The sequence below is a fragment of the Solirubrobacter soli DSM 22325 genome (assembly GCF_000423665.1).
Taxonomy (GTDB): domain Bacteria; phylum Actinomycetota; class Thermoleophilia; order Solirubrobacterales; family Solirubrobacteraceae; genus Solirubrobacter; species Solirubrobacter soli.
Window position 1 is genome coordinate 562,935 of the sequence record NZ_AUIK01000001.1, and the last position, 21,916, is coordinate 584,850.

Sequence of the window (21,916 nt, forward strand, 5' to 3'; positions counted from 1 at the left end):
AGCATGCACCGCCACACTGGCGGTGCTAGGGGTGTTTGGCGTGGCGCCTGCGGCGCACGCCGCCCAATTGACGGTCGATGACGACCGTGGTGACTGCCCGGCCGCGCAGTTCACCAGCGTGCAGGCCGCGATCGACGCCGCAGCACCCGGCGACACGATCGCGATCTGCCCCGGGACGTATCGCGAAGGCACCGGAGCCGTCGCGAGCAACGCGCTGACGATCTCCAAGAGCGTGACGCTCAAGGGCGCCGGCGCCGATCTCGTGTCGATCCGCCCGAAGGTGAGCGGCGCGGGCCAGATCGCCGAGGCCAGCCAGGACATCCGCAACGGCGTCGGGGACATCGTCTCCGTGCGCGGCGGCGCTGCGCTGCCGATCACGGTCGACATCTCCGGCGTGACCGTCGACGGCGCGGGCGCGGTCGTCGAGGCCGGCGTCGTGTACCTCGACGCGCAGGGCACGATCTATCGCAGCCGCGTCACGAACGTCACCACGTCCGAGCTCGCCGCTGACTCCGGCAAGCCCGGCGGCTACCGCGGGCCGCAGTTCGGCTATGGCATCGCTCAGGTCACGGCGAACACGAGCAACCCGCAGGGCGCGACGACGCGGACGCTGACGGTCAGCCAGACCCGCGTGGAGCGCTACAACCGCGTCGGCGTCCTGATCGACGGCGCGACCAACGACCTGGCGCCCTACACCGCGTCGGGCATCGTCAACCGCGGCGTGCTGGCGAACAACTCGATCGTCGGCCGCCTGGTCTGCACCAACTTCACGACCGACGGCAACTGCTCGTCCACCGGCTCGCCCGGCAACAACCTGACGACGACCGGGCCGCTGTTCGGCCAGGATGGCGTGCGGGCGACCGCGGGCGCGAGCGTCGCTCTGACGGGCAACACCATCAGCCAGAACCTGGTGCACGGTGCCGGCGCTCCGACGCGCGGCGCGGCCACCAACAACGCCAATCTCCCGCTCGGCGCGGGCGTCCGCCTCGTCGGCGCCGCCGCGTCGACCGCTTCGCGCAACAACATCCTCGACAACGCGTACGGCGCGATCAACGTCCAACTGGACGGCACGACGCCGAACACCGCGACGCCGTTCGTGGCGGAGAACAACTGGTGGGGCCTGCGCTCGACCGGCTCCACGCTGCCGAACGCCGGCCCGGTGATCTCGCCGGCGTCGAACCCGGCGTTCCCGGAGAACCCGGTCAACGGCGCCGGCATCCCGGACGGCGCGGGCACCACGTCGAGCACCGTCGACTTCTTCCCGTATCGCAACGGCGCGCAGGCCGACCCCGAGTCGGGTCAGTTCGTCGTCTTCGACGCGCCACGGCCCGTCGACGACGCCGCGCCGACGCTGTCGCTCGTCTCCGACCGCGCGCAGGCCTACCGCGGCGAGACGATCGCGCTGACCGCCAACGCCGGTGACGACTTCGGCGTCCGGCGCGTCACGTTCTTCTTGGGCGCCGTCCAGCTCGCCGAGACGCAGGCGCCGCCGTACAAGCTGATGTACACCGTCCCCGCGGACGCCCCCTGCGACGCCCCGCGGACGTTCACGGCGATCGTCGAGGACTCGCTGGGGCAGACCACGTCGGCCTCCGTCAGCGTGGGCATCAAGTGCTACACCAGCACGGTCGGCGGTCAGGTCAGCCCGACGCTGTCGCTGACGCTCGGCGCGCCGCCCTCGTTCGGGTCCTTCGTCCCGGGCGTGGCCGCCACCTACAACGCGAGCACGACCGCGAACGTGCTGTCGACCGCCGGCGACGCGACGCTGACGGTGCTCGATCCCAGCACGCTGGCCCCCGGCCGCCTCGTCAACGGGAGCTTCTCGCTTCCGCAGGCGATGCGCGCGCGGGCCACGAACCCCGCCAACGCGAACACGCAGTTCGCGGCGATCTCGGGCAGCCCGCTGACGCTGCTGACCTACCCGGGCCCGATCTCCAATGACGGCGTGACGCTGCAGTATCAGCAGCAGATCGGCGCGTCCGACGCACTGCGCACGGGCCAGTACAGCAAGACGCTCACGTACACCCTCTCGACGACGACGCCGTGATGAGCAAACACACCATTCGCCGCAAGCTGGGCGTCGGCCTCGGGCTGGCGCTCTCTGTCGCCTCGCTGTCGATGACAGCGACCGCCAGCGCGGACGTCGATCCCCCCGGCTGCCCGCAGGACGTCACGTTCGACCCGGCGATCCGGACGTGGAGCCAGGTGTTCCCGAACAGTCCGATCGCCGGCACCAACGCGACCGGATCCGGCCAGCGCCACCTGACGGCCGACCTGTACACGTACGCGCAGGCGGTCATGGCCGACGCCGCGCAGACGAACCGCGTCCGCATCGTCGAGAAGGACATCGGCGCGACCGTCCTCGGCCGGCGCCTGAAGTACTACGCCATCGGCACGCCCGACAACATCGCCAACCTCGACGCGGGTCGCAACGACGGCGCGTTCTGGAGCGGCGTGGTCAGCGGCGAGGTGCCGGCGAGCGCGGGCCTCGCGGCCGTGCGCACCCGTCCGGCGTTCGCGTGGGTCACGGCCACTCCGCACGGCTCCGAGCCGGCCGCGGGCGAGGCGATCAGCCGGCAGCTCTACGAGCTGGCGGCGCGCACGGACTGCGCGAACCTGCAGCGCCTGAACAACCTGACGTTGTTCCTGGACCCGGCACGCAACCCGGACGGGCGCGACGCGACGAGCCGCTACACGGCGTGGGGCTTTGACCCCAACCGCGACTTCGGCACGCGCAACCAGCCCGAGAACCGGAACTTCATGCCGGAGATCAACAAGTACCCGGGCCTGTTCTTCATCGACGCCCACCAGAACACGGGCAGCTACTTCTTCCCGCCCAACGAGGATCCCGTCCACCACGAGATCTCCCAGTTCGCCCTGGACTTCATCCAGTACCGGATCGGGCCGGCGATCCAGCAGGCGATGAACGACCAGTCCATCGCCTACCGCAACTACAACACGTACGACCTCTTCACGCCGGAGTACGGCGACACGGTCCCGGCGCTGCTGATGGGCTCGGCCGGCATGACGTTCGAGCAGCCCACGGGCGACGCCTACGGCAAGCAGATCTACAACCACTACCTCGCGATCGACACGACGATCAACGTGACGTCGCGCGACAAGGTCAACCTGCTCACGGCCTGGGTCAAGCAGTGGCAGGAGGCGGTCGACCAGGGCTCTCGCTGCGAGCTGCAGCCGAACAAGCTCGTCAGCCCGCTGCACACCGAGATCACGCAGCAGCCCTCGGGCAACGTCTGCGGCTACTACTACAAGCCGGGTCTGCACTCGGGTGACACCGCGAAGCTGATGCGCGACCTGATCAGCTCCGAGGTCAACGTCTACCGGCTCGACCAGCCCGTCACGGTGACCGACGGCGTCCACGAGTTCGGGCCCGCGGGCTCCAAGACCGACACGCTGCCGGCCGGGACGCTGTTCATCCCGATGGCGCAGCCGCAGAAGCACTGGATCCAGGCGATCCTCGGTGAGGACCCGTTCATCCCGTTCCCGTACTTCTATGACGTGGTGACCTGGTCCTACTCGCTCATGCGCGGCATGGCGGGCAACGGCTTCGTGACCAAGAACCTGCCGTCGGGCACGGCGATGACCAAGATCAGCGATCCGGCCCAGCCCGAGGTGCCGGCCACGGCGAGCCCGGTGTACGCGTTCAACACGGACTCGATGCAGGGCATCGGCCTGGCGATCGACCTGGCGAACGCGGGGGCGACGGTCTACCGCGCCACCGAGCCGTTCGACTTCGGCGGCCGCCACTACGACTCGGGCGCCGGTCTCGTCGACGGCGCGACGATCTCGCTCGCCAACCTGGCGCCGAAGGCGCTCGCCCGCGACACGCCGGTCTACGGCCTGCCGCGGTTCGTCGCCCCGCGCAAGGCGATCGCGAAGCCGAAGATCGCGATGTGGACGGGCAGCGCGAACACCGTCGCCAACCCCGAGTACGGCACCCACTGCACGTCGGCCTCGGACTACTGCTGGGCGCGTTTCACGCTCGAGCAGAAGGACCGCATCCCACGCGAGCAGCTCGTCGGCCTGACGACGACGCAGATCACCAACGGGGAGCTGACGAAGCCCGAGAACGGCTTCAACGCGATCATCATCCCCCAGCAGTACTCGGTGGCCGCGACCAACGCGATCGCGCCGATCATCCAGCAGTTCGTCAACAACGGCGGGCGCTTCCTCAGCTACTACACGGGCGGCACGACGAGCGCCCGCAACATCGGGCTGACGGCGCTCAACACCCAGACGCTGAGCCCGTCGATCACGACCCCCGGCTCGACGTACGACGGCACGTTCGACACGACCAACCCGGTCGCGTGGGGCTTCGACAAGGGCGGGTTCATCTACCGCGACGCGTCGGGCAACGCGGTCTACAACCCGACCACGCTGACCGGCAACGGCGGCTCGATCCCCGCGGCGTCTGCGCCCGTCCGCTACAAGGACGGCGGCAAGTCCTACGGCTACCAGGTGAACTCGATCGGCGCGGGCAAGCTCGACGGCCGTCCCGCGGTCGTCGACCAGCCGTTCGGCGCCGGTCGCGCCTTCCTGTTCGCGTCGGACCCGTTCTTCCGGGCCTGGCACGAGTCGGTCGAGCGTCAGGCGCTCAACGCGCTGATCTACCCGCTCGGGGCGACGATCCCGGCGGACCCGGCCGGCGCACCGCAGGCCGCGCAGCCGACGGCCGAGGCCCGCGCCGAGGCGCGGACCGAGCACGAGGAGGCCGTTGCCCCGGTCGCCGCGCCGCTCGCGAAGGCGGCGCTGCCCGCCGTGGCGAACCGGCCGGTCGCGGCCAAGAACAGCACCGACAACGACATCCGCATCGTGGTCTACCGCCACGACGCCCGCGCGCTGCGCACGGCGGTCAACAAGGCGCGGCTCCCGAAGAAGCTGCGCAAGCGGATCGTCTACATCACGACCAAGGATCGCTTCACGCTGGTGATCCGAGGCGCTCGCCTGCTCGGCGACGAGCACGACCAGAACGAGTGGATGTCCCCGCTGATGCGGCAGCTGAAGGTGACCTACAAGGTCAAGCCGCTGTTCGCACAGCTCTAGGACCGTAGGGACGTGGAGGGCCGGCGCCGCCGGCCCTCCACGGATCGCTCACGGGTTGGTGGTGGAGAGCGTGAAGGTCAGCGTCTTCGCGTAGGTGCCGGTGCGAAGTGCGTCCCGCTCGCCGATGGTCTGCTTGAACGACACGTTCACGGCCTCGTTGGACGTTGGCGCACTCCACGTCTTGACGACGCCGAGGCCCTGTAGCGGCTGCGGGAGCGAGAACGCGCCGTTGACCAGGTGACCGGTGGCCGTCGCGCTCGGGTCGGTGACCGTCAGGGTCGCGTCGCCGGCGGTCGATGTCACAGTCGCCGTGGTGGTGGCGACGTAGTCCTTGGCCAGGCCCGGGGTGAACGGGCCGAGCGAGGCGGGCGCGCCCAGGCTGAGCGCGAGCGTCGCCGGAACGGTGCCCCCGACCGTCGACGGCTTCTCGTCGCTGATCCAGTTGGCGGCGGTCACGTAGACCGCGTCGGGGGAGGAGAACTCCGCGTTCTTCGTCCCGTCACCGAACAGGAAGAAGCCCCGTTGCTTGATCGCCCCGCGCCCGGGGAACGGATCCGGGTTCGAGGCCAGGTACGTCGGATTGACCGTGTACAGGTCTGTCTTGGAGTCCGCGAGGACGGGCTGCACCCCGGCGTACGGCGCATCGGTGATCGCGAGGTTGACCGACAGGTAGAGGGCGTCGGGGTTGGTGGCCGAGATGCGCGAGGAGAAGTACTTGTCCGCACTCTGCCCCGCGGGAACGGCCAGCGGCACGACCGTGTCGCCGACGAGGATGTTGAACTTGAAGTCGGCGTAGCCGCGGGACACGAACTTCGCCCAATCCGCGTCCCGCATGTAGGCCGGGCGCTCCACCTTGAACTCCAGACGCATCGGTGCGACGTACGCGGTGTTCAGGTACTCGGGGTCGTTGAGAGGCAAGTAGGGTCCTCCGGCGGCGTGCCCCAGTGCGTAACCCGCCGCAGTCGGGCTCGTGTTGCCGCGGCCGTTCCACATCGGGATGTTGAACGAGGTGGCGCCGAGCAGGGCGTGCGAGCCCAACTGGCTCTTGCCCACGGCGCCCGACGCGTCCTTGAAGGTTCCGATCGTGACGTCGAGCAGGTCGAGGTCCGCCCGGTCGGCGTTGAGCCCTGGGATGTTCGCCCACATGAACTTGGCGCCGGCAGGCCCGGAGTAGCGGGCCATCTCCAGCATGCCGTCGGCCATCAGCTTCGTCATCTGCACGGCCGAGTCGACCTTCATCCGCTCGTTGGCCGTGTGCCACCAACGCTCGTTCCCCGGGATGACGGCGCCGAAGGCGGTCATCTTGTTGCGGAAGCTGGTGGCGAGGGTGCCGCCCGTCGTGCCCTGCGGATAGGCCACGTCGCTGAGCGAATACGGACTCGCGAACTCCCCCGGGCTGCGGTTGATGGAGGCCTGGTAGCTCCCGAACTGAAGCGCCGTCAGCGGGTTGTCGTGCGTGACGTACAGCCCCGCGCCGACGGGCGAGCCGAGGGCGCCGATGGTGAACCCCTTCGCCTGGAAGGCGGCCGTGACGGCCGCCGTCGCCTCGGCGGAGTCAGCCGCGGTGACGTGCATGCTGCGCACGTACATCGGGATGCTGAGGCTGCCGGAGGCGGCCGTGTAGAAGCTGGCCGGGGTCTCCGAATTGATGCCACCCATGAGGGCGAAGGTCAGGTTCGGCGTGCCGTTGCTCGGGTTGCGCAACAGGCTCGGCGGAATCCCCATGTACTTGCCGATGTAGGCCTCCCCTTCGACACCGTCGCGGAAGAACAGGTCGGCGATGCCGTCGGCCGCTTTCTTGAACTGCATGTCGGCGCCCAAGGCGCCGAGTCCCTTCGACAGGAGGAACATCCCCCACACCACGGCGTTCTTGCCGTACTGCGGGGTTGGCATCTCCATCGCCACATCGGTGTTGATCTCGAGCGCGAGCGAGTCGCCGGTGATCGAGGTCTGCACCTTGGGCGTGGTGCCGGGAGCAGCCGGGAGCCATCCCTTCGCGGTCGCGGCGGCGGTGATCGCCGACACGAATCGGTCGCGCTCGGCGGCGCCGGCCCCCGCCACGTCGAGGGTGAAGCTGGCGCGCGACGCGATCTGCGTGGTGCTGCCGTAGGCGATGTCCTTGAGCGTCGGGTCGCCTTGGCGCAGCGTCACGCCGGCTCTGGCATCCGTCAGCCGGAAGGCCTTGGCGCTGTCCGCGGACAAGTCCATTGACACCGACGGGGTCACCGCGCCGGAGTTGCCGACGATGACCGGGAACCGCGAGTCCGACGTGTAGGCCGCGACCGGGGTCTCCTCGCGGTTGAGGTTCTTGTAGGCCCAGTTGTCGTAGAAGCTCGGGTTCGAGTTGTACGGGATCGACTGGAAGCTCGCGGTGTTCGCCGTCGAGGGCGTGCCCGGACCACCGTCTTCGTAGATGCCCATGACGATGCGGACGCGCCGGTCCATGGGCAACCCCGCCTCGAGCATCGCCTTGGCCGCGAGCAGCGTCGCCAACGTCGGGCCGCTGTCGTCCTGCATGCCGGCCCCGTAGATCCAGCCCTCCTTGATGTACGGCGAGTGGTAGGCACCAGGAGTCCCGAGGTTGCCGAAGGGGTCCCGCCAGCGCGCCAGTTGGGCCGCCGTGACGGAGGCCGTCGGCGAGTCCAGGTGGCTCAACGCCATGACCATCTCCGGCGCCTCCGGGTCACCGATCTCGGCGTAGACGTACTTGTCGGGTTGGCGTTGGACGACCACCGGGAAACCCAGGTCTCGGGCCAGCTTGACCACCCACGCGAGCTTGGCGACTTTGCGGTCGTACTCGTTCTGGTTGGCCGCGGTGTTGCTGACCGGGAACGGGTACGCCGTCGCCGCCGTGCCGCCTCGGGAGATCGAGTCATAGCTCGACCCGTCCAGCATCGCCCCGACCAGCGTGAGCGGGTCGTAGGTGCCGTCCCCCGCCCGCGCGCTGCCGACGCGTCCGGCCAACGCCTCGACCTCCGCGTGGATCGCGTCGCGCTCGGCGTCGGTCACCGATAGGTCGTACGTGACACTCGGCTGGAAGCGCTCCTCGCCGATGCCCGCCGCGGACGCGCCGGCCGCTCCCCCCATGGACACGAGCAGTGACATGCCAACTGTCACGGCAACAGACGTGCTCCGCATCAGCCTGATCCCCCCCGGATCGCGAGCCCCAAACGAACACGAAACCCTTTCAGGCCATTCTCACCTTGTCAATCGGGTGCGGGCGCTCACCCGGCCGCTCGACCGCAGGAGGGTGAGCGGCCGGACACGTCGTCAGACGCCGGAGCTCGGGTCAGACCTTCCGGAACCGCGCATCGGCGATCGAGTAGGCGCCGAAGCACACGAGCCCGGCAGCGACGACGCCCAGGAGGGTCGGCCCGTACGCGGCATGACCGAGGCGGGCGAGGGCGCCGTCGAGGGCGACCGCCTTGTCGGGATCGAAGTCGAGCGCAGCCTTGATCAGGAAGTAGCCGATCAGCGCGAAGACGACCATGCGTGCGAGATAGCCGCCGACGCCGAGGGCGGTGTAGGCCTGGCGGACGCGGTGGCTCATCGAACTGGTGTCGGAGTCCTCGAGGAACTTCTTCTTGAGGGCCTTGTAGCCCTGCTCGAGCCCGACGCCGATGATGATCACGCCGGTGATGGCCACCAGCCAGGTCCCGCCGGGCCAGCCGAGCACGCCGCCGGTCGTCTTGCCGGCCTGCTGCGACCCGCTGCTGCCGGCGCCCGAGCCGGCAAGGATCTTGATCGCCGTCAGGCAGAGGGCGGCGTAGCCGATCCCGCTCACGAGCCCGTCGATGCGCTCCTTGGCGTCTTCGGAGCCCTGGGGCCCCTGACCGAGCGCCGCTCGCATCAGCCGCCAGGACGCGTAGCCCGCCAGACCGATGGCGACCATGACCAGCAACGCGGTGCCGAACGGCTGCTTGGCGATCGTCTGCAGCGCGCCCTGTTGGTTGGTCGCCTTGCCGCCGTCGCCGAGCGCGAGCTTGATCGCCAGCACGCCGATCACGACGTAGACCGCGCCGCGCGCCGCGAGCCCGGCGCGCGCGAACCACTTGAACTGCGGCGTCCTTGCGATGCTCGCGCCCTGCGAACGTGCCTCGTTGACGGGTGCACGAACCGCTCGCGCGGCCGGTTCACTGGCCATCAGCTTGCCTCCTGACCCTCTCGCGGAACCCGCACGCGCAGGGCGCGGGGCTCGACGCGGACCTTGAAAGACTTGATCTCACTGCGTTCCCCGCCGTCGAGCTCGTACAGCACCGGGCGGTCCAGCTTGGCCTTGATCTTGTGTGCTCGCGTCACGCGCACGAACGGCGAGTTGGACGGGTCGCCGACGGCCGTCCGGGCGAGGATCCGCATCCAGCGCACGAGGCCGCCGCCCTGGACGACGCCGAGCTCGAGGTGCCCGTCATCCGGCTCCGCGTCGGGGAAGACCTCGACGCCGCCGAACAGCGAGCCGAGATTGCCGACCAGGATGCAGGTCGCCTGCCCGTCGTACCACTCGGCCCCGTCGACCTCGATGCGCGCGCCGAACTCCTCCGAGGCGAGGTTGCGAGTCCCGCTCCAGACGTACGCGGCACGACCGACCCGGTCCTTAAGGTTGTCGGCGTCGCGGATCATGTCCGCGTCGAAGCCGGCGCCCGCCATGACGGCGAAGCGCTCGCCCTTGAAGCGGCCGACGTCGAGCTTCCGGGTCGTGCCGCGCAGCCCGATCGCCACCGCGCGCTGAATGTCCTTCGGGATCCCCAGGTTGGTGGCGAACAGGTTGGAGGTTCCGGCGGGGAGGACGCCGAGCTCGGCGTCGCCTCCGGCCATGACGCCGACGCAGCGGCGCACCATCCCGTCCCCGCCCCACGCGAACACGAGCTCGGCGCCTTCCTCGAGCGCGCGCTCGACCTGCGCCGGGGCCTTCTTGGCCTTCGGGACCTCGTACCACAGGGGCGAATCGATCCCCTCCGACTCCAGGACGCGGCGCAGTTCCGGAAGCCCGCCCCCAAAGCTCTTCCCCGCGTGCGCGACGACGGCGACGCGCATCACGCGGTCCGCGCCTGACTCGCCCGCGCGGGCGTGCGTGCCTTGGCCGGGGCCCGGTGCGCGCAGGCCGCGGCGCGGCAGGCGAACAGGAGCACCGTGATCGCGCCGAGCCCGATGAGGAGGCCGCTCGCCACGTCGAGCGGATGATGCATCCCTCGATACATGCGCGACGACGCCACGATGACGGGCAGCAGCACGGCCACCACCCACGCACCGATCTTCAACCGACGATCGGCGATCTTCGAAGTAAGCAGGAGCGTGAGGCCGAGATACACGGCGACCGACGCCGCGGTGTGGCCTGACGGGTAGCTCGCGTCGGCCGGCAGGTCCTCCAGCCGGTGCACCGACGGGCGCTCACGCGGGACGACGAGCGACGAGACGCGGTAAGTCGCGGACTCGACCATCAGCACGAACGCCGCGAAGCCGGCGATCAGCCACCGGCGCATCACCGCGAAGACGAGGGCGATCACGCCGACGAGGATCGGCAGCACCGGCGCGCCGCCGACCGCCGTCCCGACCGCGGACGCGTCCGTGAGCGTCGACGTGCGGTCGCGGGCCAGGGACTCGATGAATCCCTCGTCCGCCGAGCCGATGGCGTGGATCGGGACGAGCACGTCCGTGACGAAGAGGCCGAGCAGGATCGCGAACGCCGCCAGCAGCGCGAACCCGCTGAGCAGCGCGACGAAGAACACCGTCACCGGATGTTGACGTCCCACGCGTCCGGCAAAGCGCTCTGCCGGGCCTCCCGGCCGGGCCGACAACGCCGGAATACCGTCATTTTGACCCCTGCTGCGCCCTGATTTCGGTTCTGCAACAGCCATTGACTTTTCCCCCTTCCGCTCCAGCGGGTACCTGATGGTCGGCGCGGCGATACCCGTAAGCCGCCTGACCCACTCCCATCACATGCCTCTCCTCGCACTTCTCCTGATCGCAGTCCTCGTCGGCGCCCTTGTCGCGCGCCTCAGCCTCGAGATCTCCCGCCGGCACACCGGGCGGGAGGCGACCGAAGAGGTCGGCGCCGCCATCGCCGAGCGCCCAGGGCTGCGCGCCGCGACCCAGCGCGCCGAGCCGCAGCGCGTGACCGGGTTCGCGCTCGTCGTCGGGCTCGCGATCGTCCTGGGCGGAGGGGTGCTGCTCGCGGTGCTCGCGTTCCTGGTGCGCTCCGACAGCGGCCTCGTCCGGCTCGATCGCAGCGTCGCCGACTGGGGACAGCGACACGCCTCCCCGTTCAGCGATCACGTGCTGAACGCGATCACGTTCGTCGGCCAGCCGGTCTCGATGGGCGTCCTCGCCGCACTGGTCGCCCTTGCCGCGACGCTTCGCACGCGCAACCGCTGGGTCGCGCCGTTCATGCTCGTCGTGATGGTGGGTACCGGGGTGCTCACCACGACCGTCAAGGAGTTCGCGGACCGCGCGCGACCGGCGTTGAACCCAGTCGCCGAGACGCTCGGCCCGTCGTTCCCGAGCGGCCACTCCTCATGGTCGGCGGCCTTCCTGGCGGCCACCGCGCTCATCCTCAGCCGGAATCGCACCCCGCGCACGCGCGCGCTCGTGGCCGGCGTCGCGGCCGGCCTTGCGGTCACGGTCGCCGCGACGCGCGTGCTGCTCGCGATGCACTGGCTCAGCGATGTCATCGCCGGCCTGGCGCTCGGCTGGGCCTGGTTCACGGTCTGCGCCATCGCCTTCGGCGGGCGCGTGCTGCGGTTCGGGGCGGGCGTGGAGCAGGTGCGCCACGAGACCCGCGAGGCGCCCTCCCACGCGAGCGCGCCGGGCTAGCGCTCTTCGACCCGAGCTTCTTCAGGGTCGACGCCGAACGCCTGCGCGACCGCTTCGACCGCCTGCTCGGGTGAGTCGCTCTCGACCTCGATGGTCGTCGTCGGCACCGCCGCCGCCATCACGTCGGCTTTCAGATCGGCCGAGACCCGCCACCCGGCGGCTTCGACGACCTCGCGTTGCTCGTCGGTGAGCGTGATGGGGATCGTGATGAAGTAGGAAGCCATGTGTGAAGTTGCCGGGAGCCGGAAGGCGGCGGATTGTAGAGGGACTAACGCTCACGTGCGCTCCCTTATCCGTCATCCGCCCAGACAACGCCCGGTCTCAACGGGTCGCGGCCAAGCTCGGCATGCACCTCGACCGCCATGTCCCCACCCGGTGTTGCAGCGGGACGTGGAATCGTGGCGCTTGCGTCGTCGCTGACCACGCCCGTGAGCGCTTGCCGCTGAATACCGACTTGGATGAGCCGGGCGTGGTGCCGTGGGCGGAACTCTTCACGGGACAGCCGACGACCGCGGCACGCTCCAGGCGGCGCGGCGAGAGCGTAAAATGCCTGCTCTTGCGCATTTTGTCCGCCAGCGGCCGGCTGACGGAGGTGATGGTGGGAGCAGGATTCGAACCTGCGAAGGCTGAGCCAACGGGTTTACAGCCCGTCCCCTTTGACCGCTCGGGAATCCCACCGGGCGGCGGCCAGTTTAGCGCCGAATAGGATCGCGTCCACGTGGAGGGGCCAGTGCTCATTGCCGGGGACGATGGAGTGCCCGTTCGTGTGCGGGAGGAATTGGCCGGGCAGGGGGTGCCGACGGTATCGATCTGCTCGTCCAAGCACGTGCGGGCGGCGAAGGCGGCGATCGCGGCGAGCGCCCGCGTCGTGATCGGGGACGTCACGGCTCCGGCGACGTGGGAGGAGGCGGGGATCGGGCAGGCGCGGAGCGTGGGGATCCTGGGCGAGGACGACCTGGCGAACCTGAGTGCTGCGCTGCAGGTGGCCGATGACGTGCCGGATGTGCCGATCGTCGTCCGGCTGTTCGCGACCGACCTCGCCGAGGGCGTGGAGCAGATCCTGCAGCCGCGGGGGACGGTGCTGTCGGAGATCGAGGTGTCGGCGCCGGCGCTGATCCAGGCCGCGCTGTCCGGGAACGAGGGGCAGCGGGTGACGATCTCGGGGCGGATCCTCGAGGTGAGCGAGGTCGACAAGGACGATCCTGGGCTGGTGGTCGCGTTGTGCGACGTCGAGCACCCGCTGGACGTGCTGCCGGCGCGCGATCAGCTCCCGCACCATGTGCTGGGGCTGGTGGACCGGGCGCAGGTGGTCAAGGGGGCGCGCGGGGCGCTGCCGGCGAGCGTCGCGCAGCGGGCGCCGCAGCGGGCCAAGCGGCCGTCGACCACCGAGCGGGCGCGCGCGGCGATGACCACCATTCCGCGCCGGGCGTATCTGCTGCTCGCGACGATCGTCGTGGTGTTCTCGATCGGGACGTCCGTGTTCGCGATCAGCCAGCACCTCGACGTGATCGACTCGATGTACTTCACCGCGACGACGATGGCGACGGTGGGCTATGGGGACGTGAACCTGCTCACGGCGCCCGACTGGCTCAAGCTCTTCGACATCGGCCTGATGGCGGTCTCGGCGGTGCTGCTCGCGTCCGTGCTCGCGTTCGTCACGGACCAGCTGGTCAGCAGTCGCATCGACCGCGCACTCGGGCGCTTCCCACGACCGCGCAAGGACCACGTGATCGTCTGCGGCCTGGGCAAGGCGGGCGCGCGGGTGATCGAGGGACTGCACGCGCTGGGCGTGCCGTGCGTGGGGGTGGAACGCAACCCGGAGGCGGTGGGGATCGAGATCGCGCGGCGCCTCGAGATCCCGGTGGTGTTCGCCGACGGCCGCTCGCCGGGCACGTTGCAGCACGTGCACGTGGATCAGGCGCGCGCGGTGATGGCGCTCACGAGCGACGACCTGGTCAACCTCGAATGCGCGCTCTCCGCGCGCAAGCACAACCCGAAGGTCCGCCTGGTGATGCGGATCTTCGACCCGCGCTTGGCGGAGCGGCTGGACCGCGGGATCGAGCTCGACATCACCCGCTCTGTCTCCGCGCTGGCGGCACCGAGTTTCAGCGCGGCGCTGCTCGGCCGCACGCCCGCCCAGCCGCTCAGCCTCTCCAACGTCCCGCTGCGGGTCCTCGAGACGCGCATCCCGCACCGCTGGCCTCACGCGGGCGCGCGCGTCCGTGACCTGCACGCCGGCAACGAGCTGCGCGTGCTGGCGATCGACGGCAAGTGGTTCCCCCGCGACGACATCGAGCTGCTGCCGGGCCAAGCCGTGTCGGTGGTCGCGACCAAAGAGGCGTGCGACGCCTTGACGGCGCGATGAGGCTGCTGCTTGCGCTGATCCTGCTGGCCGTCGCCGCGCCCGCGGCCCAGGCCGAGCGCGTGCTGACGCCGCAAGCGACGCTGTGGGTCGACCCGGACAGCAGCACGGCGCACGTCGACAGCGCCGACGCACGCCGGCTCGCGACGTACGCGAGCGCGACGTGGCTGACCGGCGGCGACCCGTACGGCGACGCCCGCCGCGTGACCCGAGCCGCCAACGGCCAGGTCCCGGTGATCGTCGCCTACGACATCCCCGGCCGCGACTGCGGGTCGTACTCCGCGGGAGGAGCGAAGGACGGGGCCGCCTACCGCAGCTGGGTGAGAAGACTCGCCAAAGGCATCAGCACGAGAACCGCGGTGGTGATCGTCGAGCCCGACGCGCTCGCCTCCGGCTGCGTCAAGACCAGCCTGGTCGAGTACGCGGTCACCCGCCTGAGCCGACTCCAACACACCGGGGTGTACATCGACGCCGGCCACTCGAACTGGCAGCCCGCCAAGACGATGCGGACACGACTGCGAAACGCGGCCATCGCCAAGGCCGACGGCATCGCCCTCAACGTCTCCAACTACCGCACGAACACCGAGCTGATCGCGTACGCCAAGCACATCGGCCCGTACCACTTCGTGCTCGACACGAGCCGCAACGGCCAGGGTCCGTTCGCCGGCGAGCAGGACTGGTGCAACCCGCCGGGCCGCGGCCTCGGCGAGCGGCCGACGACCACCACCAACACGCGAAACCTCGACGCATATCTGTGGATCAAGACCCCGGGCGAGTCCGACGGCGAATGCCGTTCAGGCCCGCCCGCGGGTCAGTGGTTCGCACAACGGGCCGCCGAGCTGATCAGCAACGCGAACCCGCCGCTCTAGCGGAGGATCACGCCCTCGGTCGAGGGGTCGAACAGGTGCACGCGCGACAGGTCCACGCGCAACCGGACCACGCTGCCCGGCGCCGGCCGGAACGACGGCGGCACCCGCGCGATGAACCGGCAGGAGTCGTCCACCAGTTCCTCCGCGTCGAGCATGTCCGCGGTCAACGCCGACGACGTCGGCGCATCCAGGTGCAGCAGGACGTCCGAGCCGAGCATCTCGCTCAACACGACGGGCATGCTCAACACGTCCTCGCCCTCGCCGTCCGCGGGTGACAAGGCCTCAGGCCGTACGCCCAGGACGACGTCGCCACGGAACTTCGTCCGCACGGCGAGCCGCTGGTCGCCGAGCCAGACACCGGAGTCGTCAGCGCGCGCCCGCAGCAGGTTCATCGCCGGGGACCCGATGAAGCCCGCGACGAACATGTTCTCCGGCTGCTCGTACAGCCGCTGCGGCGTGTCGACCTGCTCCAGCCGCCCGTCGCGCATGACCGCGACGCGATCGCCCATCGTCATCGCCTCGGTCTGGTCGTGGGTGACATACAAGGTCGTCGTGCCCAGCTCCTGGTGCAGCCGCGCGATGTAGGAGCGCATCTCGACCCGCAGCTTCGCGTCCAGGTTCGACAGCGGCTCGTCCATCAGGAACGCCTGCGGCGAGCGCACGATCGCGCGCCCGAGCGCCACACGCTGCCGCTGACCGCCGCTCAAAGCGCGCGGGCGCCGCTCCATCAGCTCGCCGATCCCCAACCGGGAGCCGGCGCGCGCGACCCGCGACGCGATCGAGGACTTCTCCTGCTTCTGCATCCGCAGCGCGAAGCCCATGTTCGACTCGACGCTCATGTGCGGGTAGAGCGCGTAGGACTGGAAGACCATCGCGATGTCACGGTCGCGCGGAGCGACGTCGTTGACCACCCGCTCACCGATCTGGATCGAGCCGGAGGACGCGTCCTCCAGCCCGGCGACCATCCGCAGCGCGGTCGATTTCCCGGACCCCGAGGGCCCGACGAGGATCGTGAACTCGCCGTCCTCGATCTCCAGGTTCAGCCCGTCCACGGCCTTGGTCCCGTCCGGGAAGACCTTGGAGACGTCCTCAAAGGCGATCGATGCCATTTACACGGCCCTCCGAACGCTCGCGATGTGATCCCGGTACCAGAGCGCGCTGCGCTTCGGGATCCGCTCCTGGGTGTCGTAGTCGACGCGTACGATCCCGAAGCGCTTGTCGTACCCATGTTCCCACTCGAAGTTGTCGAGCAGGGACCAGGCGTGGTAGCGGGCGACGTGCACGCCGTCCACGACCGCCCGGCGCAGCGCCTCCAGGTGGGTGGAGAGATAGGCCACGCGCGACGGGTCCTCGACGACCCCGTCGACGAGGCGCTCGTCGTCGAACGCCGCCCCGTTCTCCGTGATCCAGATCTCGAGGTCGCCGTAGTCGTGCCGCAGCCGCATCAGCAGGTCGTACAGACCACCGGCGTCCACGGGCCAGCCCATCGCGGTCGTCGGCCCCCGCGGGGTCACCGCCACCGCGTGCAATGGCGACTCGGCCGCCGACCGCACGTAGGTCGGGTTGTAGTAGTTGACGCCGAGGAATTCGATCGGGCGCGAGATGACGTCCATGTCCTCGGGGTTCAGCGCCGCGAGCGTGCCGAACGTCCGCTCGTAGTGCTCGAGCAGCTCCACCGGGTACGTCCCGCGCAGCACGGGGTCGAGGAACCAGCGGTTCTGGTGGGCGTCCATCCGCGCGACGACTTCGCTGTCGTCACCCCGCATCGGGTTCAGGTTCAGCGTGATGCCGACCGGGGTCGACACCGAGGCGCGCAGCGCATCGACGGCGAGCCCGTGCGAGAGCAGCAGATGATGCGCGGCGGCCAGCGCCGTCGGCCAGTCGCGGATGCCCGGGGCCTTGCGCCCGACGGCGTGGCCGAGGATCGCCACCACCCACGGCTCGTTGTGGGTGATCCAGCCCTCCACGACGTCGCCCAGCGAGTCCGCCATCAGCGCGGCGTACTCGGCGAAGCGCAGCGCGGTGTCGCGCACCGCCCACCCGCCGGCCTCCTGCCGCGCCTGCGGCAGGTCCCAGTGGTAGAGCGTCGCGACCGGCTCGATGCCGCGCTCCAGACAGCCCTCGATCAGGCGCCGGTACCAGGCCACGCCGCGCGGGTTCAAGGCGCCGCGACCGGAAGGCTGCACACGCGGCCAGGCGATCGAGAAGCGGTACGACTCAAGCCCCAGCGAGACCAGCAGGTCGAGGTCGTCGGACCACCGGTGGTAGTGGTCGCAGGCGATGTCGCCCGTGTCGCCGCCCATGCGGTGCGAGAACACGTCCCAGATCGACTCGCCGCGCCCGTCCTCGCGCACGGCGCCCTCGATCTGGTACGCCGCGGTGGCGGCGCCGAACCGGAAGCCGGTCGGCAGCCCCACCGAGGCGGGAAGCGGAGCGGTGGCGGTCATCCCTTCACCGCCCCTGCCGTGATGCCCTTCACGAGCCAACGCTGGGTCGCGAAGAAGGCGATGAGCACGGGGAGGGTCGAGACCACGCCGGCCGCCATCAGCTGGGCCGTCCTTTCCTGGTAGTTGCCGATGAAGTTGCGGATGCCGACCGGGATCGTCTCGGCGTTCTGCTGCGTCAGCGCGGCCACGAACAGCAGCTCGTCCCACGCGAACAGGAACGCGTAGACGAACGTCGCGACGAGGCCCGGCGCGGCCGCCGGGAGCACGATCCGCAGCAGCGCCGTCAGCCGCGTGCAGCCGTCGACCATCGCCGCGTCCTCGAGGTCCTTCGGGATCGCGGCGAAGAAGTAGCGCATGAAGTAGATCGCCACGGGCGTGAAGAACGCCGTGTAGACGAGGATCATCCCGAGGTGGGTGTCGAACAGATGGATCGGGGTGTTCTGCTTGAGCCAGATGAAGCCCATGAAGACGGGCAGCAGGAACAGCGAGCCGGGGATCAGCTGCGTGCCGACGACGCCGAGCGACAGCGCGTTGCTCCCCCGGAAGCGATGCCGCGCGAGCGCGTAGCCGGCCAGTGAGGCGAAGCAGGTCGCCAGCAGCGCCGCGGACGTGCAGATGATCAGCGAGTTGATCAGGTAGCGCTCGAAGTCGACCGACTGCCACATCCGGCTGAACGCCGTGAACGTGGGGTGCAGCAGGTCGTACGCACCGGTCGAGAGCTGGCCGTCGGTCTGCAGCGACGAGGCGACGAGCCACCCGATCGGCGCCAGCATCACCGCCAGCACCAGCCATGTCAGGGCATCGAGCCCTCGGTTCATCCAACGAGAGCTCATGCCGGCTCCAGATCGCGTTTGAAGGCCCGGTACCAGATCAGCACCCACACGCCCATGGCGAGCATCAGCAGGGTGGACGCGGCGGCGCCGAAGCCGAAGAGGTTGTTCGAGAAGGACTGCCGGTAGATGAGGGTCATCATCAGGTCGGCGTCCGGGCCCGGGTTGGAGCCGAGCATGATGTACGGGATCGCGAACTGGTACGCGGCGTAGATGACGCCGAACAGCAACTGGACGGCGATCAGCGGGCGCAGCAGCGGCAGCGTGATGTCGCGGAAGCGGCGCAGCGGGCCGGCGCCGTCGATCGCCGCGGCCTCGTGCAGCTCGGACGGGATCGCCTGCAGGCCGGCGAGGAAGAAGATCATCGCGAACGGCAGGCCGCGCCAGACGCTCGGGATGATGATCGCCCACATCGAGTTGTGGCCCAGCAGCCAGACCGGCCGGTCGGACAGCACGTGCGTGTAGTCGACGAGGACCTTGTTGACGATGCCGACGTCGGACTGCCACATGAACTGCCAGAGCACGGCGACGACGAAGCTGGGGACGATCCACGGCGCGAGCATCAGCGTGCGCACCAGCCGCATCCCGCGCATCTCGCGGTTGAGCAGCAGCGCCACGGCGAGCCCGCCGCCGAGCGTCAGCGCGACCGTCCAGAACGTGTACACCGCCGTGTTCTGCACGGCGCCCAGGAACCCCGAGTGCAGCGGGTTGGCGCTGTCGAAGAGGATGCCGCGGTAGTTCTCGAGCCCGGCCCAGGGGGCGTCCCAGAGCCGGCTGAAGGTGAAGGTGTTGAGCCGCTTGAAAGAGAGGAGGACACCGGCCGCGGTCGGGATCAGGTGCACGAGCACCATGAACGCGACGGCGGGCGCGATCAGCCAGTAGGCGAACCGCGTGCGGGAGCGTTCGGCCGAGCGGCGAGGCCGCCCCGCGCGGGCGGGGAGTTCATCCCGCGCGGGACCTGCCTCGGGGGGCGGCTGGATGGTTGTCTGAGCCACTACCCCGCCGACTGAGCCAGGAGCCCGTCGGCCTCCTTCGCCGCGGCGTCGAGCTGCGACTTCACGGTCGCCTCGCTATAGCCCGCTCCGACGCCGGCCGCGCTGTCGAGGATGTTCCCGAAGCGCGTCTTGTACGCGTTCTCGATCTGGCCCCACTGCGGGATCGGCGCGTACGTGCGCCCGCTCTGGATGGCCTCGAAGAACGCCTTGTGGTTGGGGCTCGAGTCGCCGACCTGCTGCTGGGGCTCCAGCCGCGCCGGGAACATGCCGAGCAACTTCGCGTAGTCCTTCTGCGTCTGATCCTGGGAGAGGAACTTCAGGAGCGCCCAGGCCTCGTTCTGATGCTTGGAGGACTTGAGGACCATCAGGTCCGAGCCGCCCACGAACGTGAACGCCTTGCCGCCGGGACCGGTCGGCATCGGGGCGACGCCGACGTTGGCGCGGGCCTCCTTGGACCAGGTGTCGTCCTCCGGGCGGTCGATCGAGCCGAGCACCCACGGGCCGCCGATCCAGACGGCCAGGCGGCCGCCCTTGAACTGGTTCTCGACCTGCGTGCCGTCGCGCTCGAGCTGGCTCTTGTCGAACAGCCCGGCCTGGATCAGGCCGGCCATGAACTCGACGCCCTGCTGCGCCTCGGCCGTGTTGATCGTCGACGTCTTGGCGTCGGGGGAGAGCTCGGCGCCGCCGTTGTCCCACACGAACGGCATGACCTGGTGGACGAGGTCGTACGCCTTCTTGCCGGGCGCGCCGAACGGCTCGATCCCCGGGACCTTGTCCTTGATCGCCTGCAGCGTCGCCTTGAACGAGTCGAGGTCCTTGAACGCCGTCGCCGGGTCGACGCCGGCCTTCTCGAGCACGTCCTTGCGGTAGTAGATCGAGCGGGCCTCGGTGAACCATGGAATCGCCCACGTGCCGTTCTGGCCCTCGACCTGCGTCGTGTTCCAGATGCCGGGCGCGTAGGCGCCCTTGCCGCCGATGTCCTCGACGCGGTCACTGAGGTCGCTGAACCCGCCAAGCGCGGCGAAGAACGGGACCTGCGTGGTGCCGGCCTGCGTGATGTCCGGGCCTTCGCCGGAGACGGCGGCGTTGCGGATGCGGTCGAACTGGACGTCCCAGCCGACCTCCTGCACGTCGACCTTCACGCCCGTCTTGGCCGTGAAGGGCTCGACCATCTTCTGCAGGTCCTCCTTCGGCTTGGGCGAGTTGGGCATCGTCCAGAGCGTCAGCGTCGCGGTCTTGTCGAGCGCCGGCTCTCCGCCGGACGCGGCCTTCTTCGTCGATGAACTGCTGCCGCCGTCATCGCCGCCGCAGGCGACGAGGGTGGCGGGGGCCAGAACGAGCGCGGTCACGGCAGCGACCAGCGCGAGCCTCTTGGGCACGTGAACTCCTCCTCAGAACAGGTAACAAGGATTACAAAAACGTTTTTGGTGACGAGCGAAAAGAAACGGCGGGTGTCTCTGGGGCGGGGCGAGACCTCCTACGGGAGCGGGGCGGTGGAGCCGCGGACAACGAGCTCGACTTCGAGCGTTCGCAGCGGGGGGCGATCGCCATCGCCGCCGACGCGCGCGACCAGCGCGTCCGCGGCGGCGAAGCCCAAGCCGAGCTTGTCCTGGCGCATCGTGGTGAGCGGGGGGTTGACGTGTGGTGCGAGCTGGATGTCGTCGAAGCCGACGACGGACAAGTCCTCAGGGACGCGCAAGCCGATCTGGGCGACGGCGCGGATCGCGCCGATCGCCATCAGGTCCGACGCGGCGAAGATCGCCGTCGGCGGTTCGGGCAGCGCGAGCAGGCGCTCGGCGGCGGCCCTGCCGCTCTCGGCGTAGAAGTCTCCGTACGCGACGTAGTCGTCGCGGTACGCGAGGCCGAGCTCCTGGACCGCGTGCCGGTACCCGCGCAGGCGATCGGCGCCCGGGCGGCTGTCGAGCATTCCCGTGACCGTGGCGATCCTGCGGTGCCCGAGCTCGTGCAGATGGCGCACGGCCGCGACCGCGCCGCCCTCGTTGTCGGACATGACGACCTCGACCTTGGGTCCCTCGAGCTCCATGTCGATCGCGACGAGCGGGAGGTCGGCGCGGGCGAGCCGGCGCACCTCCGGGTCGTCGGGCTCGAGGCCGATCAGCGCGCAGCCGTCGACCGAGTGGTGCCGCGCGCGCTTGAGGTAGGAGTGCGGGCCGTAGCCGTTGCCGGGCCGCTCGGAGGCGAACAGGAGCAGGTCGAAGCCGTGGCTGCCGACGCGCTGCTTGAGCCCACCGAGCACCTCGTGGAAGAACGGATGTTGGAGGTCCGGATGCCCCTCCCCCGTCTCCATGAACACGCCGATGACGTGGGTGCGCTGGGTGACGAGGGAGCGGGCGGCCGCGGCGGGCGTATAGTCGAGCTCGCGAGCGAGACGCATGATCCGCTCGCGCGTCTCGGGACGCACGTCCGTGTAGCCGTTCAGCGCACGCGAGACGGTGCCGACGGACACGCCGCTGGCTCGCGCCAGCTCCTTGATTGTGACTCTCTCCTCCATGTTCCGAAAACGGTTTTGGAAACCGTGGGC

Annotated in this window: 16 protein-coding genes and 1 tRNA gene; 5 read left to right on the forward strand and 12 right to left on the reverse strand. The window is 69.8% G+C overall.

The annotated features are described in order from the left end of the window. The first annotated feature begins 40 nt into the window (after nt 1–40). Together G569_RS0102610 and G569_RS0102615 are read left to right on the forward strand one after the other, a co-directional pair. Nucleotides 41–2,047 carry an Ig-like domain-containing protein gene (locus tag G569_RS0102610; protein WP_157591773.1) on the forward strand — a complete coding sequence of 669 codons (2,007 nt, stop codon included), beginning with the start codon at nt 41–43 and terminating at the stop codon, nt 2,045–2,047. Beyond that, complete coding sequence (locus G569_RS0102615) at nt 2,047–5,064, forward strand: M14 family zinc carboxypeptidase (protein WP_028062259.1); 3,018 nt, start codon at nt 2,047–2,049, stop codon at nt 5,062–5,064. The genes G569_RS0102610 and G569_RS0102615 overlap by 1 nt, the downstream gene beginning before the upstream one ends. A 48-nt stretch (nt 5,065–5,112) precedes the next feature. Here the strand turns inward: G569_RS0102615 and G569_RS0102620 are convergent, their stop codons facing one another. The 4 genes from G569_RS0102620 to G569_RS0102635 all read right to left on the reverse strand — a co-directional run bounded on the left by G569_RS0102620 (nt 5,113) and on the right by G569_RS0102635 (nt 10,916). Next, complete coding sequence (locus G569_RS0102620) at nt 5,113–8,169, reverse strand: M20/M25/M40 family metallo-hydrolase (RefSeq protein ID WP_028062260.1); 3,057 nt, start codon at nt 8,167–8,169, stop codon at nt 5,113–5,115. Nucleotides 8,170–8,353: 184 nt separating this feature from the next. Continuing rightward, nucleotides 8,354–9,208 carry a DUF1206 domain-containing protein gene (locus G569_RS0102625; protein WP_028062261.1) on the reverse strand — a complete coding sequence of 285 codons (855 nt, stop codon included), beginning with the start codon at nt 9,206–9,208 and terminating at the stop codon, nt 8,354–8,356. Beyond that, on the reverse strand, nt 9,208–10,095 hold the full coding sequence (locus tag G569_RS0102630; protein WP_028062262.1) for a diacylglycerol/lipid kinase family protein: 888 nt from the start codon (nt 10,093–10,095) through the stop codon (nt 9,208–9,210). Before G569_RS0102630 ends, G569_RS0102625 begins: the two co-directional genes overlap by 1 nt. After that, nucleotides 10,095–10,916, reverse strand: coding sequence for a phosphatase PAP2 family protein (locus tag G569_RS0102635; protein ID WP_084284065.1), 822 nt, complete (start codon nt 10,914–10,916; stop codon nt 10,095–10,097). The genes G569_RS0102630 and G569_RS0102635 overlap by 1 nt, the downstream gene beginning before the upstream one ends. An 82-nt stretch (nt 10,917–10,998) precedes the next feature. Between G569_RS0102635 and G569_RS57105 the strand changes: the two genes are divergently transcribed. Then, complete coding sequence (locus tag G569_RS57105) at nt 10,999–11,871, forward strand: phosphatase PAP2 family protein (RefSeq protein ID WP_053225735.1); 873 nt, start codon at nt 10,999–11,001, stop codon at nt 11,869–11,871. On the opposite strand, the gene G569_RS0102645 is transcribed toward G569_RS57105, so the two are convergent. Next, entirely contained in the window at nt 11,868–12,095 is a 228-nt protein-coding gene (locus tag G569_RS0102645; RefSeq protein ID WP_028062264.1) for a hypothetical protein, read from the reverse strand. The two genes, G569_RS57105 and G569_RS0102645, sit on opposite strands and share 4 nt — an antisense overlap. A gap of 372 nt (nt 12,096–12,467) precedes the next feature. Continuing rightward, a tRNA-Tyr gene (locus G569_RS0102650) sits at nt 12,468–12,549 on the reverse strand. Nucleotides 12,550–12,625: 76 nt separating this feature from the next. Between G569_RS0102650 and G569_RS0102655 the strand changes: the two genes are divergently transcribed. Continuing rightward, entirely contained in the window at nt 12,626–14,236 is a 1,611-nt protein-coding gene (locus G569_RS0102655) for an NAD-binding protein (protein ID WP_169542054.1), read from the forward strand. Beyond that, nucleotides 14,233–15,102: a glycoside hydrolase family 6 protein gene (locus tag G569_RS0102660; protein WP_084284067.1), complete on the forward strand. Its 870-nt coding sequence runs from the start codon at nt 14,233–14,235 to the stop codon at nt 15,100–15,102. Before G569_RS0102655 ends, G569_RS0102660 begins: the two co-directional genes overlap by 4 nt. On the opposite strand, the gene G569_RS0102665 is transcribed toward G569_RS0102660, so the two are convergent. From G569_RS0102665 to G569_RS0102690, 6 genes are all read right to left on the reverse strand, one after another. After that, nucleotides 15,099–16,211, reverse strand: a complete 1,113-nt coding sequence (locus G569_RS0102665; RefSeq protein WP_028062266.1) for an ABC transporter ATP-binding protein — start codon at nt 16,209–16,211, stop codon at nt 15,099–15,101. The genes G569_RS0102660 and G569_RS0102665 overlap by 4 nt on opposite strands. Next, nucleotides 16,212–17,549, reverse strand: coding sequence for a GH1 family beta-glucosidase (locus G569_RS0102670; protein ID WP_053225736.1), 1,338 nt, complete (start codon nt 17,547–17,549; stop codon nt 16,212–16,214). Continuing rightward, a complete protein-coding gene (locus G569_RS0102675) occupies nt 17,546–18,382 on the reverse strand; it encodes a carbohydrate ABC transporter permease (RefSeq protein WP_028062268.1) in 837 nt (278 codons plus the stop codon). Before G569_RS0102675 ends, G569_RS0102670 begins: the two co-directional genes overlap by 4 nt. After that, entirely contained in the window at nt 18,379–19,374 is a 996-nt protein-coding gene (locus G569_RS45030; RefSeq protein ID WP_157591774.1) for a carbohydrate ABC transporter permease, read from the reverse strand. Before G569_RS45030 ends, G569_RS0102675 begins: the two co-directional genes overlap by 4 nt. After that, the gene (locus G569_RS0102685; RefSeq protein ID WP_028062269.1) at nt 19,374–20,753 is read right to left on the reverse strand and encodes a sugar ABC transporter substrate-binding protein; all 1,380 of its coding nucleotides are present in this window, start codon (nt 20,751–20,753) and stop codon (nt 19,374–19,376) included. Before G569_RS0102685 ends, G569_RS45030 begins: the two co-directional genes overlap by 1 nt. Nucleotides 20,754–20,851: 98 nt before the next feature. Continuing rightward, nucleotides 20,852–21,886, reverse strand: coding sequence for a LacI family DNA-binding transcriptional regulator (locus G569_RS0102690; protein ID WP_028062270.1), 1,035 nt, complete (start codon nt 21,884–21,886; stop codon nt 20,852–20,854). Between the last annotated feature and the right edge of the window lie 30 nt (nt 21,887–21,916).

Bases quoted from the DNA above. Each gene is read 5' to 3' on its own strand.
- G569_RS0102660 (WP_084284067.1), top strand. From the start codon at position 14,233: ATGAGGCTGCTGCTTGCGCTGATCCTGCTGGCCGTCGCCGCGCCCGCG.
- G569_RS57105 (WP_053225735.1), top strand. From the start codon at position 10,999: ATGCCTCTCCTCGCACTTCTCCTGATCGCAGTCCTCGTCGGCGCCCTT.
- G569_RS0102645 (WP_028062264.1), bottom strand. From the start codon at position 12,095: ATGGCTTCCTACTTCATCACGATCCCCATCACGCTCACCGACGAGCAA.
- G569_RS0102675 (WP_028062268.1), bottom strand. From the start codon at position 18,382: ATGAGCTCTCGTTGGATGAACCGAGGGCTCGATGCCCTGACATGGCTG.
- G569_RS0102690 (WP_028062270.1), bottom strand. From the start codon at position 21,886: ATGGAGGAGAGAGTCACAATCAAGGAGCTGGCGCGAGCCAGCGGCGTG.
- G569_RS0102615 (WP_028062259.1), top strand. From the start codon at position 2,047: ATGAGCAAACACACCATTCGCCGCAAGCTGGGCGTCGGCCTCGGGCTG.
- G569_RS0102620 (WP_028062260.1), bottom strand. From the start codon at position 8,169: ATGTCACTGCTCGTGTCCATGGGGGGAGCGGCCGGCGCGTCCGCGGCG.
- G569_RS0102625 (WP_028062261.1), bottom strand. From the start codon at position 9,208: ATGGCCAGTGAACCGGCCGCGCGAGCGGTTCGTGCACCCGTCAACGAG.
- G569_RS0102635 (WP_084284065.1), bottom strand. From the start codon at position 10,916: ATGGCTGTTGCAGAACCGAAATCAGGGCGCAGCAGGGGTCAAAATGAC.
- G569_RS0102670 (WP_053225736.1), bottom strand. From the start codon at position 17,549: ATGACCGCCACCGCTCCGCTTCCCGCCTCGGTGGGGCTGCCGACCGGC.
- G569_RS0102665 (WP_028062266.1), bottom strand. From the start codon at position 16,211: ATGGCATCGATCGCCTTTGAGGACGTCTCCAAGGTCTTCCCGGACGGG.
- G569_RS0102630 (WP_028062262.1), bottom strand. From the start codon at position 10,095: ATGCGCGTCGCCGTCGTCGCGCACGCGGGGAAGAGCTTTGGGGGCGGG.